This window comes from Aliihoeflea sp. 2WW (assembly GCF_000497755.1).
GTDB lineage: Bacteria > Pseudomonadota > Alphaproteobacteria > Rhizobiales > Rhizobiaceae > Aliihoeflea.
The window spans coordinates 1-13,235 of record NZ_AYOD01000058.1; the positions used below are offsets into that span (position 1 = coordinate 1).

The following is a 13,235-nucleotide window of genomic DNA, read 5'->3' on the forward strand; positions in this document are numbered from 1 at the left end:
CTCCCTCCCCCTTGTGGGGAGGGATAAAGGGTGGGGGTCGCTTCTCCGAAAAATGCCTGGTCCGAAGGACCAGTCCGCCCCCGCTCCGCTCGCTACGACCGCAGCCCCGTCTCGCGCAGGATGCCCTTGCGCTTGGCGTCGTAGTAATAGCCCCGCGCGTAAAACCGCACGGCGCGGTCATGGTTGCCGTCGGCGGTCAAATACGCGCCGCGCAAATATTTGACGGCGTATTTGAGGTTGGTCTCGGCGTCGAGCAGGCCCTCGGCCGAGCCGCGATAGCCCATGGTGCGGGCGGTGTCGTGCCGGATCTGCATCAGGCCCCAGTAGATGCGGTTGCGCGCGCCGGGGTTGAAGTTGCTCTCGCGCTTGACGACGCGGCGCACCAGTTCGACCGGCAATTCGTAATGCGCGGCATATTTGGCGATGAGCTGGTCGAGTTCGGGGCTCTGCGGCGCGACCGATCGGATGCCGGAAGGCACGATGGCGGCCTGCAGGGCGGAAGATGGCGTTGCGCCGGCGAATGCGGAGGCGATGACGGCCGGCTCGCCGGAGGCGGCATCGACAGCCACGTCCGCCTCGGTGAACTTGGCCGACGGGCGGACCTCGACCGTCTCGGGCAGCGCGACCTCGGCTTCGGCGGCGGCCTGGAGATCGGCGGCGAGATCGCCGGTGGAGGTGCAGCCGGACAGGAATGCCAGCGACAAAAATGAAGCGGCCATCAAGCGTGCCGCGACGGTCTTTTCAGCAGCCAAGATCGTCTCTTTCGAATTCGTCCCGAATTGTCGTCCCGCCCGCACATTCATTACGCGAGCCGACGCCGTTCGGCAATCGGCGATCGGGCCCGGACGAAGCGCAGATTGCGGACGGCTGCACCGGATCACGCGAAGGTTGCAAGAAGATATGATGTGCTGTGCACAAGTTTCGAACTTATCCACGGCTTTCTTGCACCTGCGACCGCACGCGCCATACTCGGGGCCAACGATTCGCGTCATGACCGTCTTGCGTCGTGACACCGACGCAGGATGGTTCACCGAACATCGGGCGAACGGGAAGACCGCAACATCTTCCAGGCCGACGTTCCAGGCAATGCGGGGGGTTCGAATGGGCAGAAATGTCGACGATTGCGCCAAGCGCCGTCTCGTCGAGCATGACGAGATCGAATTCGCCATCCGCTTCATGACCAGCCGCGGCGTCAAGCACGACGACGTGCCGGTCCAGCTTGCCCGCTATTACTATGTCGACATCGACGAAGTGAACGCGGTCCTGGCCCGCGTGGCAGCCGACGCCGCCCCGGCCGTAAAGCCGAAGCAGGCAACCACCGACCGCGAGACGAAACTGCGCAACGTTGCCTGACGCCCGCCCCGCCTGTGTGGCGGGGCAGCGCCCTCCTCCATGATCAGATTCGCTTGCCGGTTCCGGCGTCGAACAGATGCGCCATGCCCGGATTGATCGCCATCGGCAAGACGTCGCCGACATCGACCCGCGTGCCGCCCGGCAGCCGCGCGATGAGCTCGCCGCCGGCCTGGGTTGCGTCGGCCGGTTGTCCGTGCGCAAGCACGTCGGCGCCGAGGATTTCGACGGCGGTGACCTTGAGGGTCAGGTCGGCCGTGCTGCGGCTCGACGTCACGGTCATGTGCTCCGGGCGAACCCCGAGCAGGATTTCCCGGCCGATCTCCGGCAGCACCGTGTCGCGCGGCTTGACCGAGCCTCCGCCGGCAAGCGACAGCCCCTGCCCGCCATCGGCGACGCGCGCCGTCATCAAATTCATCGCCGGCGATCCGATGAAGCCGGCGACGAAGGTCGAGGCGGGCTTGTCGTAGATCGCCATCGGCGTGTCGATCTGCTCGGCCAGGCCGCCATTCATGACGACGAGCGTGTCGGCGAGCGTCATCGCCTCGACCTGGTCGTGCGTGACATAGACCGAGGTGACGCCGAGGCGGCGCTGCAGGCTCTTGATCTCGACGCGCATCTGGCCGCGCAGCTTGGCGTCGAGGTTGGACAAGGGCTCGTCGAAGAGGAAGGCCTTGGGGCTGCGCACGATGGCGCGGCCCATGGCGACGCGCTGGCGCTGGCCGCCGGAAAGTTCGCGCGGACGGCGCTGCAGGAAGTCGGCAAGGCCGAGCGTGCCGGCGGCCTCGCGCACGCGCCGGTCGATCTCGTCCTTGGCCATGCCGCGATTGCGCAGACCGTAGGCCATGTTGTCGTAGACCGACATGTGCGGATAGAGCGCGTAGTTCTGGAACACCATCGCGATGTCGCGCTCGACGGGGCCCATGTCGTTGACGACGGTGCCGCCGATCGAGACCGTGCCCTCGGTGATCGTCTCCAGCCCGGCGATCATGCGCAACAGCGTGGACTTGCCGCAGCCCGAAGGGCCGACCAGCACGCACATCTGGCCATCGGGAATGGAGATCGACACGCCCTTCACGGCCTCGACGCTGCCGCCATAGACCTTCTTGACGTTCTTCAGTTCGACATTTGCCATCTGAGCGGCCTTCTTATTTTTCGGTTTCGACCAGGCCCTTGACGAACCAGCGCTGCATGAAGAGCACGACGAGGATCGGGGGCAGCATGGCGAGGACGGCGGTGACCATGACCAGATGCCATTGCGTATCGGCATCGGCGAACGAGATCATCTTGCGCAGCGCGATGACGATCGTGTTCATGGAATTGGAGTTGGTGACCAGAAGCGGCCACAGATACTGCGTCCAGCCATAGATGAACATGATGACGAAGAGCGCGGCGATGTTGGTCTTCGACAGGGGCATCAGGATGTCCTTGAAGAAGCGCCACGGCCCTGCCCCGTCGACGCGCGCGGCCTCGATCAGTTCGCCCGGAATGGTCAGGAAGAACTGGCGGAAGAGCAGCGTCGCCGTCGCCGATGCGATCAGCGGCAGGATCAGGCCGGCATAGGTGTCGATCAGGCCGAGATCGACCATCACCTTGTAGGTCGGCAGGATGCGGACTTCGACCGGCAGCATCAGGGTGATGAAGATGATCCAGAAGAAGACCATCCGGCCGGGAAAGCGGAAGAACACGATGGCGAAGGCCGACAGGACCGAGATCGCGATCTTGCCGATGGCGATGCCGAGCGCCATCACCAGCGTGTTGAACAGAAGCGTGCTGGCGGGCACGCCGCCGATGCGCCCGACGCCGCCGAACAGCGTCTGGTAGTAATTCTCGAAGAACCGGTCGCCCGGCAGGAGCGGCAGCGGCGGCCGCAGGATCGTCTGCAGCGAATGGGTCGAGGCGACGAAGGTGTAGTAGATCGGGAAGGCGACGATGAGGACGCCCAGGATCAGGACGGCATGGGCGATGTAGCGCGACGTGCGCGAGACGCCGAGCATGTTGCCCTCTTCGCGCCGGCCGAGCTTGGCGGCGGTGGATTTGCCGTTCACGGCAGCAGCCTCAGCCATAGTGCACCTTCTTTTCCACGTAGCGGAACTGGATCGCGGTCAGCACGATGACGATGACCATCAGGATCACGGACTGCGCGGCGGAATCGCCGAGGATCAGGTTCACGAAGCCGTCGTGATAGACCTTGTAGACCAGCGTCTCCGTCGACTTGCCCGGACCGCCGCCGGTGACGGCGTGGATGATGCCGAACGTGTCGAAGAAGGCGTAGGTCGTGTTGATGACGAGCAGGAAGAACGTCGTCGGCGCGAGCAGCGGGAAGATGATCGTCCAGAAGCGCTTGGTCTCGCCAGCGCCGTCGATGGCGGCGGCTTCGATCAGCGTCTTCGGGATCGCCTGCAGGCCGGCGACGAAGAACAGGAAATTGTAGGAAATCTGCTTCCACGCCGCCGCCGCGATGACGAGGATCATCGCCTGGTCGCCCTTCAGGAGCGGGTCCCAGGCATAGCCGGCCGAGCGCAGCATGAAGGCGAAAGTGCCCATCGCGGGGTTGAACATGAACAGCCACACCATGCCGGCGATCGCCGGTGCGATGGCGTAGGGCCAGATCAGCATGGTGCGGTAGATGCCCTTGCCCTTGATGATCTTGTCCGCCATCACCGCCAGCAGCAGCGCGATCGACATGGCGAAAAAGGCGACGGCGATGGAGAAGATCGCCGTGTTCTCGACCGCGTTCAGATAATTCGGATCGGCCAGCACGCGCTGGAAATTGCGCATGCCGACGAAGGTGGTGCGCAGCCCGAACGGGTCCTCGCGCAGCACGGACTGGTAGAGCGCCTGGCTCGCGGGCCAATAGAAGAAGATGCCGACGATGACGAGCTGCGGCAAAAGCAGCGCATAGGGCAGGATCTTGTTGGGGAAGACGACGCGCGGGGACAAGGGATTTCCTCTCGATGCCGGGCTCTCTGGGGGTCGGGACGCGGCGCGGGGCCACGTTCCCCCTTAAAGCACCGCCCGCGTGTCGGCCACGCGGGCGGCAATGTCGTTCATGAAAGCCGGCTTAGTTGCCGATGGCTTCCTGGATGGCGGCATTGGAGCGCTCGACGGCATTGTTGAGCGCCGTCTGCGCGTCCTGCTCGCCGGCGAGCATCTTTTCGAACTCTTCGTTCTGGATGTCGCGGACCTGCGGCAGGTTGACGAGACGCACGCCGCGCGAGTTCTCGGTCGGCTCCTTGCCCATCATCTGCGTGATCGGGATCTCGCGGCCCGGGTTCTCCTCGTAGAAGCCGGATTCCTTGGTCGCCTCATAGGCGGCCATCGTCACCGGCAGGTAGCCGGAGACCTGGTGCAGGCGGGCCTGGATTTCGGTCTGCGAGAGGAAGTCGAAGAACGCCGCGACGCCGGCATATTCCTCGTCCGACTTGCCTTCGAACACCCAGAGGCTCGCGCCGCCGGGAATGGTGTTCTGCGGGGCGCCTTCGGCTTCCGGATAGTAGGGAAGCTGGCCGAGGCCGTAATTCATGCCCGAATTGATGACGTCGCCGAGACCGCCCGAGGATTCGGTCATGATCGCGCATTCGCCCGACAGGAAGAGCTGCTTGGCTTCCGAGGTGCGCCCGCCATAGCGGAACGTGTCGTCGGCGGCGAGGTCGGCGAAATTCTGGAAGTGGGTGACGAACTGGCCTTCATTGATCTTCAGCTCGACATCGGTGCCGGCCAGGCCGTTCTCGTTGGTGCCGTATTGGAGGTTGTTCCAGGCGGCGAAGTTCTCGAGGCCGATCCAGGTCAGCCAGGTCGAGGTCAGGCCGCACTGGGCAGCGCCCGATTCCTTGATCTTCTTGGCGGCTTCGAAGACTTCCGGCCAGGTCGCGGGCGGGGTCTCCGGGTCGAGGCCGGCTTCCTCGAACACGTCCTTGTTGTAGTAGAGGATCGGCGAGGACGAGTTGTAGGGGAAGGACAGCATGGTGCCGTCAGGACGCGAATAGTAGGCGGCGATGCCGGCCAGGTACTGCGACTTGTCGAACTCGGTGCCGCCCATCGACAGGATGTCGGCGACCGGCTTCACGGCGCCTTCGGCAGCCATCATGACGCCGGTGCCGACGTCGAAGACCTGGATGATGTGCGGCGCCTGGTTGGCGCGGAATGCGGCGATGCCCGCATTGAGCGTCTCGGGATAGGTGCCCTTGAAGACCGGAACGACCTTGTACTCGTCCTGGCTGTCGTTGAATTCGGCGGCCAGCGTGTCGACGACTTCGTTGTTGGCGCCGGTCATGGCGTGCCACCAGTCGATCTGCGTCTGGGCGAGCGCGGTCGAGGCGGACAGAAGGGTAAAGGTGGCGGCAAGACCCGCCGCATAGGCTTTCATGGACATGTTTCGCTCCCGTTTGTTGGCGAAAGGTTACTTCCGCGAACCGCACTATCGGCGGTTTGTGACAACCGGACAACAGTTTTGCTGTTATCCGGTGAAACTGGAAACGAAATTTCCCGAAATCGGCTAAGAGTCAACAGGAAAGCTGCGCAGTTGCGCAGTTTGCCTAGCGTTCAGGCAGGTTTCCAACCGATTTCGACATGGCCCTCATCGGCCGCGACGCGCGCAAGCCACGCCGAAACGAAAGGAAACCGCGCCAATTCGAAACCGGCGGCTTCGGCATCGTGGGTGTAGGCGTAGAGCGCGATGTCGGCGACGCAGAGCCCTTCGCCGGCAAAGAACGGCGCGCGCGCAAGCCGTTGTTCCATCACGGCGAGAGCCTTGTTTCCGCCGTCGAGAAGCGCCGCCATCCGCTTTTCGCTCGCCGCTGCGGACAGGTGCGGATATTTGACCAGCGAGCGGCGCACCGCGATCTGCGGCTCGTGGCTGTACTGCTCGAAGAACAGCCACTGATAGGCGAGCGCGCGCTCATAGGCGTCGGTCGGCAGGAAGCGCGTGCCTTCCGCCAGATGCAGCAGGATCGCGTTGCTTTCGGCCAGCACCCGCCCGTCCTCGGATTCGAGCAGCGGCACCTTGCCATTGGGGTTCTTGGCCAGGTAGTCGGCGGTCCTGGTGCCGCCGTCGACGGTCGAAACTTCGACATGGCGGAAGGGCACGCGCAGCTTTGCGAGCAGCAGGCGCGGCTTGTAGCAATTGCCGCTGTCGGTCATTCCGTAAAGGGTCAGCATGTCGCTCTCCGCTGGTTCGAAGCGAGATTGCCAAGCCGCGACGCGCCAAGCGAGCCCCTGCCGGTGATGGATCGATGATTTCGCCTGATGAAAGCGCTCAGGCCGGACGCCGCAGCGGGATGACCTTGCCGTGCGGGCGCAACAGTTCGGGCAGGCGCAGCGGGCGCTGGGTGAAGGCGGAACCGGCCAGGAAAGGCGGCGCCAAGAGGAAGCCCTGATACATGTCCGCGCCGACATCGAGCGCCGCCTCGAATTGCGGCGTCGTTTCCACCCCGTCGGCCAGAACCTCGATGCCCTGCGCGTGAAGCAGCGCCGTCAGCCGCGCGAGCAGCGTGCGTGCCTCGGGCGCCCGCGCCACCGTGCGGAACCATGTCCCGTCGAGGCGGATATAGTCGGGCGTCGCCGCCATCGCCGCCGCGATGCCCGCCGGTTCGGGACCGAAATCGCACAGCGCGACGCGAAATCCGTGCGCGCGCACCGCGACCGCCTGTTCGGCCGCCATGGGCGTGGCCGCAAACTCGCACCAGATGCGCGGCGGATCGTAGCCCTCCTCCTCGAGCTCGTCCGTCGCCAGACGCAGAAGCCTGAGCGCGGCGTCGAGCATGTCGCGCGGCATCTGGTCGAGCCGCAGCGCAAGGGTCGCCGTGTCGAGATCGACATAGGGGAGGTTGGCGATGTGCAGCGTCTGGCACAGACATTCGAATGTCAGCCGGTCCTCGCCACGCAGCCGCTCGAAGAAGCGTGAGGGCAGCGCCGGCCGCCCGTCGCGGCTCGGCCGCACCAGCGCCCGCGCGCCCACGACCGAAAGCCGCCCGCTCTGCAGGCGATAGATCGGCTGGTAGGCGGAGCGCAGGACGTGACCGTCGAAATGACCGATGGCAAGGCCGATCTCGTCATGGAGGATCGCCCCCGCGACATTGTCCCCGAGATCCGCGAAACGGGTCATGTCAGCCCCCGCCGGCCGAACACCCGGCCCTGCGGCTTGCGCGCGACGACAGGAGCGTCGACGACGTTGGGCGCTTCCGGTCCGGGGTCTGAAGGAATGGACGCCTGCGCAGGTTCGTCGACCTCGAGCCGGAAGCTCGTCGGCGACAGTTCGGGCCGCGCGAGGACGAAGCCCTGGACCATCGACGCACCCACTTCATGCGCCACGTCGAGCTGCCAGTTTTCCTCGATGCCCTCGAAGACGGTCACGATGCCCTGCTGCCGAAATTCCCCGACCATGACCTTAAGCAAGGTGACGCCGGGCTGTGAATCCATCAGACGGGCTACCCATTTGGCGTCGAACTTGACGATGTCGGGCCGCAACTGCTTGACGCGCTCCATGTCGGAGCTTTCGGCGCCATAGTCGTCGACGGCGACGCGATAGCCCTCGCGGCGCAGCGCGGAGACGAAATCCTGCAGCGCAAGGGCCGAGCCCGACGGCTGCTCCGTCACCTCGCAGACGATGTTCTCGAACGGCAGGCCCGCCTCGCCCAGAACGATCCGCATTTCGTGCAGCGCCGTGTCGACCACCGGCTTTTCGCAAAAGAGCGAGGGGTCGAAATTGATGAACAGCGTCACCTGCGGCCCGAACGCCGTCCCCGCATTGAGGATGTGAAGATCGCGCGCCAGCGCCTCGACGCGCAGACGGTCGATGCTCGGAATGGCGGCGAAGAACTGGCCGGGAGACGTCGCCTGGCCATCGCGGAAGGGCCGGATCAGCCCCTCGAATGCCCGCTGCTTCAAGCCGTCGGGCTCGAAGGCGAAGATCGGCTGGAAGGCGGTCTTGAGGACATAGGGTCCCCAGTGACCGACGGCGGTGCCGTCGGCTTCGCGCATGATGTGCGGCAGGCCGAGACTGCGGGCCAAGAGAACGGCCCTCCCCTGGGCGACAAACTTCCCGCGAAGCTTAATTGCACAAGGCTAAGCAGGCGTTAATCGCGGATGACTGGTCCAACCTTCGAGCCTTGCGATTCGACGCCGGATCATTCATTAAGCCGGCGGCCGCGACAGGCGGCTGAAAACGAGCCGGAGACGAATGACCATGGCCTTTCTTGCCGATGCCCTTTCCCGCGTGAAGCCCTCCGCGACCATCGCGGTGACGCAGAAGGCGCGCGAACTGAAAGCGCAGGGTCGCGACGTCATCGGCCTTGGCGCCGGCGAGCCCGATTTCGACACGCCGGACAACATCAAGGATGCCGCCGTCGAGGCCATCCGCCGCGGCGAGACCAAGTATCCGCCGGTCTCCGGCATTCCCGAACTGCGCAAGGCCATCGCGGCCAAGTTCAAGCGCGAGAACAATCTCGACTATACGCCCGAGCAGACCATCGTTGGCACTGGCGGCAAGCAGATTCTGTTCAACGCCTTCATGGCGACGCTGAACGCCGGCGACGAGGTCATCATCCCCCGCCCCTACTGGGTCTCCTACCCGGAGATGGTGGCGATCTGCGGCGGCACGTCGGTCTTTGCCGAAACCTCGATCGACAACGGTTTCAAGCTGACGGCCGAGGCGCTGGAAAAGGTGATCACGCCGAAGACCAAGTGGCTGTTGATGAACTCGCCGTCCAATCCGTCCGGCGCGGCCTATACCGAGGCCGAGCTGCGCGCCATCGCCGACGTGCTGCTCAAGCATCCGCATGTGTGGACGCTGACGGACGATATGTATGAGCACCTGACCTATGGCGACTTCGTTTTCAAGACGATCGCCGAGGTCGAGCCGAAGCTCTACGAGCGCACGCTGACGATGAACGGCGTCTCCAAGGCCTATGCCATGACCGGCTGGCGCATCGGCTATGCTGCCGGTCCGATCGCGCTGATCAAGGCGATGGACATGATCCAGGGCCAGCAGACGTCCGGCGCCTGCACCATCGCGCAGTGGGCGGCGGTCGAGGCGCTGAACGGACCGCAGGACTTCGTGGCGAAGAACAAGGACATCTTCCAGGGACGCCGCGACCTCGTCGTCTCGATGCTGAACCAGGCCAAGGGCATTTCCTGCCCGGTGCCGGAAGGCGCATTCTACGTCTATCCGTCCTGTGCGGAGCTGATCGGCAAGAAGACGCAGGGCGGCAAGGTGATCGAGACCGACGAGGATTTCGTCTCGGCGCTTCTGGAGCAGGAAGGCGTCGCCGTCGTCCACGGTTCGGCCTTCGGCCTCGGCCCGAATTTCCGCATTTCCTACGCGACGTCGGAAGAGCTTCTGGAGGAAGCGTGCAGCCGGATTCAGCGCTTCACGGCGTCTCTGGTCTGACCTGCCTTCCGCTGCGGCGGGGCGCATTGTGGTTGTAATATGGCGGGATCGCGTTAGCCTTGTGCAACGCGGTCCCGTATTTTTTCGGGCACCGAAGATGAATTTGGACGCCCGGGAGGCGTTCGCGGCTTTCCAGGCACAGCGGTGTTTGCCGCAAGAAAAACCGGGGAAATGCGATGAACGAAGACTCCAAGAGCACTGTCACCGTGGACGACATCGACTACGAAGTCGGCCAGGACAACGTCCAAATCTTCGGGCTCGACATCCATAATCCTGTGTTTGCCGTTTCGGGCGGCGTGATCGTGGCCTTCGTCGTGCTGTCGCTTCTGTTCCCTGCGGTCACCGAGGAGTTCTTCGGCTGGCTGCGGCCGTGGCTGACCGACAATTTCGACTGGTTCCTGATGATCGCGGGCAATCTGTTCGTGCTGTTCAGCCTCGCCCTGATCGTGACGCCGCTCGGCTCGATCCGGCTCGGCGGCGAGGATGCCCGGCCCGACTACGGCTATCTGGGCTGGTTCGCCATGCTGTTCGCAGCCGGCATGGGCATCGGCCTGATGTATTTCGGCGTCTCCGAACCGCTGACCCACTACGAATCCGCACTCGGCGGCGTGACCAGCGAAGGCGGCGTGCGCACCGACTGGGCACCGCTGGGGGGCGCTGAGGGCGACCCCGGCGCGGCGCAGGCGCTGGCCATGGCCGCCACGATCTACCATTGGGGCCTGCATCCCTGGGCGATCTATGCGGTGGTCGGCCTGTCGCTGGCCTTCTTCGCCTATAATCGCGGCCTGCCGCTGACGCTGCGCTCGGTGTTCTACCCGCTGCTCGGGGAGCGCGTCTGGGGCTGGCCCGGCCACATCATCGACATCCTCGCCGTCTTCGCCACGCTGTTCGGCCTCGCGACCTCGCTCGGCCTCGGCGCAGAGCAGGCGATGGCCGGCATCGAATTCCTGTTCGGCATTCCGGCAAGCGACGGTGCCAAGGTGGTGCTGATCGCGCTGATCACGGTCATCGCGCTGGTATCGGTCGTCGCCGGCCTCGACGCGGGCGTCAAGCGCCTGTCGGAAATCAACATGGTGCTGGCGCTCTTCCTCCTCGCCTTCATCTTCCTGGCCGGACCGACGCTGGTCATCGCGACCGGTTTCGTCCAGAACACGATCGCCTATGCCACCCACTTCCTGCCGCTGGCCAACCCGTTCGGCCGCGAGGACGTCAACTTCCTGCATGGCTGGACGACGTTCTACTGGGCCTGGTGGATCTCCTGGTCGCCCTTCGTCGGCATGTTCATCGCCCGCGTCTCGCGCGGTCGCACCGTGCGCGAATTCGTCACCTGCGTCCTCGTCGTCCCGACCATCCTGTCGATCATCTGGATGTCGACCTTCGGCGGCGCGGCGATCGACCAGGTCGCCAATGCGGGCAACGCGCTCCTTTCCGAAGCCTCGGACGACCTCAAGCTCTTCATCATGGCCAACGCCTTCCCGCTGACGCAGATCATCTCCTTTGTCGGCATCGTGCTGGTGATCGTGTTCTTCGTCACCTCGTCGGATTCCGGCTCGCTGGTGATCGACACCATCACCGCCGGCGGCAAGCTGGACGCGCCGGTCGCCCAGCGCGTCTTCTGGGCGAGCTTCGAGGGTCTGATCGCGATCGCGCTTTTGCTGGGGGGCGGATTGGCCTCGCTGCAATCGGCGGCGGTGGCGACCGGCCTGCCCTTCGCGTTCCTGCTCGTGGTGATGATGTACAGCACGCTGCAAGGGCTGCGCGGCGAGCGATACGTGACCACGCCCGCCACCTCCCCCGGTTGAACCGGCATGGGCGCCACCTTGCAAGAACGCCAATTCCGTGTCATGCAATATGCGTTCGGGTATTTGACGGCCCGGAGACTGGAACGTTTTGGACGACCTTTCCCCGATTTCGTGAACTCTCGACGACCGCGACCGCAACCGAACGGCGGACGCACACCACAATCAGGGCATAGGAGTCCCACATGAGCAGCCAGAGCGGCACCGTTAAGTTCTTCAACACCACCAAGGGCTTCGGCTTCATCACGCCGGACGACGGCGCGAAGGACGTGTTCGTCCACATCTCGGCCGTCGAAAAGTCCGGCCTGCGCACCCTCGTCGACGGCCAGAAGGTCACGTTCGACGTCGAGCCGGACCGCATGGGCAAGGGCCCGAAGGCCGTCAACCTTCAGGAAGCCTGATCCCTTCGCAGCATCGCTGCAGGGAACGACGAAGCGCCGCCCGCAGCGGCGCTTTTTTTGTCGGTCGGATTTGCTTCACACGTGCAGGAAACTTTTTCTTGCCGAGTGTTTCAAAATGCGGGACAGTCTTGACGTTCGGGCAATTGCCGGCCCGGAGACTGGAATAGAATGACCGGATCGACAGACCAGACGACCATGATCGCTCGCAAAGTCCATCCGGCTCGACCGCGAAAAGAATGGGGGACTTCAACCCCGCGCACCGCCCTGTTTCCTTCTCCCTCAAAAAGAGCACTGCCCAATCAAGCGCCGGGCGCCGGCGCGCCCTTATGTCATGGGGCCGAACACCCCTGATGCAATCCCGGGAGATGAGGAACCTTCCCATGCCGCAGAGTGGAACAGTCAAATTCTTCAATCACGCCAAGGGCTTCGGCTTCATCACGCCGGATGACGGGCAAAAGGACGTGTTCGTCCACATCTCCGCCGTACAGGCCTCGGGCCTGCAGGGCCTGGAGGACGGGCAGAAGGTGAGCTTCGAAACCGAGCCGGACAAGCGCGGCAAGGGCCCGAAGGCCGTCAACCTCACCGTTGGTTGAAGTCGTCATGTTTCGAGCCCCGCGAAGCCTGCTTCGCGGGGCTTTTCCATGCGTTTTCATCCGTGATTTGCCGTTCAGCATCCGTTCATCGAAAGAGACTTAAATCTTGTAGCAACGCCGGCGATGGATGTGTTTGGGCCGGTCAGGAGTAGAACGATGAACCGCATTGTGAAGACAGCCGCCGTCTCCGCACTCGTTGCAGTCACGGCGCTCACCGCCGCAATCCCCGCCAATGCAGGCGAGCGCTGGCGCCATCGCGACCGCGTCAATGGCGGCGATGTCGTCGCCGCCGGCGTCCTCGGCCTTGCCGCCGGCGCGCTGATCGCCGGCTCGGCCAACCGCCCCGTCTACCGCGAGCGCTATTACGACGGCTACTACGCCCCCCGCCCCGTCTACCAGCGCCCCGTCCGCGTCTACGAAGAGCCGCGTCCGGTCTATGTCGAACGCTATTCGAGCTTCGAGCCGTGGACCCGCGACTGGTATCGCTACTGCTCGGACCGCTACCGCTCGTTCGATCCGAACACCGGCACCTTCGTCGGCTATGACGGCGTCCGCCGGTTCTGTGAAGCGAACTGAGATTTCAGGAATTGACGAAAAGCCCGCCGGTCGGCGGGCTTTTTTTGTTGGGGGTGGTGAGGTTTGAGGGCGCGGTTTTTCTTGAATTGACCCCCACCCTGTATCCCTCCCCACAAGGGGGAGGGAG

General features: G+C 64.3%; 14 protein-coding genes. 6 read left to right on the top strand and 8 right to left on the bottom strand.

Annotated features, from left to right (window positions below):
• Positions 1-92 precede the first annotated feature (92 nt).
• On the bottom strand, positions 93-752 hold the full coding sequence (locus tag ALII_RS0119525) for a lytic transglycosylase domain-containing protein (RefSeq protein WP_244437475.1): 660 nt from the start codon (positions 750-752) through the stop codon (positions 93-95).
• Positions 753-1,101: 349 nt separating this feature from the next.
• Between ALII_RS0119525 and ALII_RS0119530 the strand changes: the two genes are divergently transcribed.
• A complete protein-coding gene (locus tag ALII_RS0119530; protein WP_024588900.1) occupies positions 1,102-1,353 on the top strand; it encodes a hypothetical protein in 252 nt (83 codons plus the stop codon).
• A gap of 43 nt (positions 1,354-1,396) precedes the next feature.
• Here the strand turns inward: ALII_RS0119530 and ALII_RS0119535 are convergent, their stop codons facing one another.
• The 7 genes from ALII_RS0119535 to ALII_RS0119565 all read right to left on the bottom strand — a co-directional run bounded on the left by ALII_RS0119535 (position 1,397) and on the right by ALII_RS0119565 (position 8,361).
• Positions 1,397-2,485, bottom strand: coding sequence for a sn-glycerol-3-phosphate import ATP-binding protein UgpC (locus ALII_RS0119535; protein ID WP_024588901.1), 1,089 nt, complete (start codon positions 2,483-2,485; stop codon positions 1,397-1,399).
• Positions 2,486-2,498: 13 nt separating this feature from the next.
• Entirely contained in the window at positions 2,499-3,347 is an 849-nt protein-coding gene (ugpE, locus tag ALII_RS0119540; RefSeq protein WP_024588902.1) for a sn-glycerol-3-phosphate ABC transporter permease UgpE, read from the bottom strand.
• 61 nt (positions 3,348-3,408) lie between these two features.
• Positions 3,409-4,293 (bottom strand): sn-glycerol-3-phosphate ABC transporter permease UgpA, encoded by an 885-nt coding sequence (gene ugpA, locus ALII_RS0119545; protein ID WP_024588903.1) that lies wholly within the window; start codon positions 4,291-4,293, stop codon positions 3,409-3,411.
• Between the two features lie 121 nt (positions 4,294-4,414).
• Positions 4,415-5,725: a sn-glycerol-3-phosphate ABC transporter substrate-binding protein UgpB gene (gene ugpB / locus ALII_RS0119550; RefSeq protein WP_024588904.1), complete on the bottom strand. Its 1,311-nt coding sequence runs from the start codon at positions 5,723-5,725 to the stop codon at positions 4,415-4,417.
• Between the two features lie 170 nt (positions 5,726-5,895).
• Positions 5,896-6,510 (bottom strand): glutathione S-transferase family protein, encoded by a 615-nt coding sequence (locus tag ALII_RS0119555; protein ID WP_024588905.1) that lies wholly within the window; start codon positions 6,508-6,510, stop codon positions 5,896-5,898.
• Between the two features lie 97 nt (positions 6,511-6,607).
• Positions 6,608-7,456 carry an EAL domain-containing protein gene (locus ALII_RS21745; protein WP_024588906.1) on the bottom strand — a complete coding sequence of 283 codons (849 nt, stop codon included), beginning with the start codon at positions 7,454-7,456 and terminating at the stop codon, positions 6,608-6,610.
• Positions 7,453-8,361: an EAL domain-containing protein gene (locus tag ALII_RS0119565; RefSeq protein ID WP_024588907.1), complete on the bottom strand. Its 909-nt coding sequence runs from the start codon at positions 8,359-8,361 to the stop codon at positions 7,453-7,455. The genes ALII_RS21745 and ALII_RS0119565 overlap by 4 nt, the downstream gene beginning before the upstream one ends.
• A gap of 175 nt (positions 8,362-8,536) precedes the next feature.
• Between ALII_RS0119565 and ALII_RS0119570 the strand changes: the two genes are divergently transcribed.
• The 5 genes from ALII_RS0119570 (at position 8,537) to ALII_RS0119590 (ending at position 13,108) form a co-directional block, all read left to right on the top strand.
• Positions 8,537-9,739: a pyridoxal phosphate-dependent aminotransferase gene (locus ALII_RS0119570; RefSeq protein WP_024588908.1), complete on the top strand. Its 1,203-nt coding sequence runs from the start codon at positions 8,537-8,539 to the stop codon at positions 9,737-9,739.
• A 176-nt stretch (positions 9,740-9,915) separates the two neighbouring features.
• Positions 9,916-11,541, top strand: a complete 1,626-nt coding sequence (locus ALII_RS0119575; protein ID WP_024588909.1) for a BCCT family transporter — start codon at positions 9,916-9,918, stop codon at positions 11,539-11,541.
• 182 nt (positions 11,542-11,723) lie between these two features.
• Complete coding sequence (locus ALII_RS0119580; protein ID WP_024588910.1) at positions 11,724-11,939, top strand: cold-shock protein; 216 nt, start codon at positions 11,724-11,726, stop codon at positions 11,937-11,939.
• A 380-nt stretch (positions 11,940-12,319) separates the two neighbouring features.
• Positions 12,320-12,532 carry a cold-shock protein gene (locus ALII_RS0119585; RefSeq protein WP_024588911.1) on the top strand — a complete coding sequence of 71 codons (213 nt, stop codon included), beginning with the start codon at positions 12,320-12,322 and terminating at the stop codon, positions 12,530-12,532.
• Positions 12,533-12,688: 156 nt separating this feature from the next.
• Entirely contained in the window at positions 12,689-13,108 is a 420-nt protein-coding gene (locus ALII_RS0119590) for a BA14K family protein (protein WP_024588912.1), read from the top strand.
• The last annotated feature ends 127 nt before the right edge of the window (positions 13,109-13,235 follow it).

Coding starts and splice junctions, on each gene's coding strand:
- ALII_RS0119530 (WP_024588900.1), top strand. CDS start 1,102: ATGGGCAGAAATGTCGACGATTGCGCCAAGCGCCGTCTCGTCGAGCAT.
- ALII_RS0119535 (WP_024588901.1), bottom strand. CDS start 2,485: ATGGCAAATGTCGAACTGAAGAACGTCAAGAAGGTCTATGGCGGCAGC.
- ugpE (WP_024588902.1), bottom strand. CDS start 3,347: ATGCTCGGCGTCTCGCGCACGTCGCGCTACATCGCCCATGCCGTCCTG.
- ugpB (WP_024588904.1), bottom strand. CDS start 5,725: ATGTCCATGAAAGCCTATGCGGCGGGTCTTGCCGCCACCTTTACCCTT.
- ALII_RS0119555 (WP_024588905.1), bottom strand. CDS start 6,510: ATGCTGACCCTTTACGGAATGACCGACAGCGGCAATTGCTACAAGCCG.
- ALII_RS21745 (WP_024588906.1), bottom strand. CDS start 7,456: ATGACCCGTTTCGCGGATCTCGGGGACAATGTCGCGGGGGCGATCCTC.
- ALII_RS0119570 (WP_024588908.1), top strand. CDS start 8,537: ATGGCCTTTCTTGCCGATGCCCTTTCCCGCGTGAAGCCCTCCGCGACC.
- ALII_RS0119575 (WP_024588909.1), top strand. CDS start 9,916: ATGAACGAAGACTCCAAGAGCACTGTCACCGTGGACGACATCGACTAC.
- ALII_RS0119580 (WP_024588910.1), top strand. CDS start 11,724: ATGAGCAGCCAGAGCGGCACCGTTAAGTTCTTCAACACCACCAAGGGC.
- ALII_RS0119585 (WP_024588911.1), top strand. CDS start 12,320: ATGCCGCAGAGTGGAACAGTCAAATTCTTCAATCACGCCAAGGGCTTC.
- ALII_RS0119590 (WP_024588912.1), top strand. CDS start 12,689: ATGAACCGCATTGTGAAGACAGCCGCCGTCTCCGCACTCGTTGCAGTC.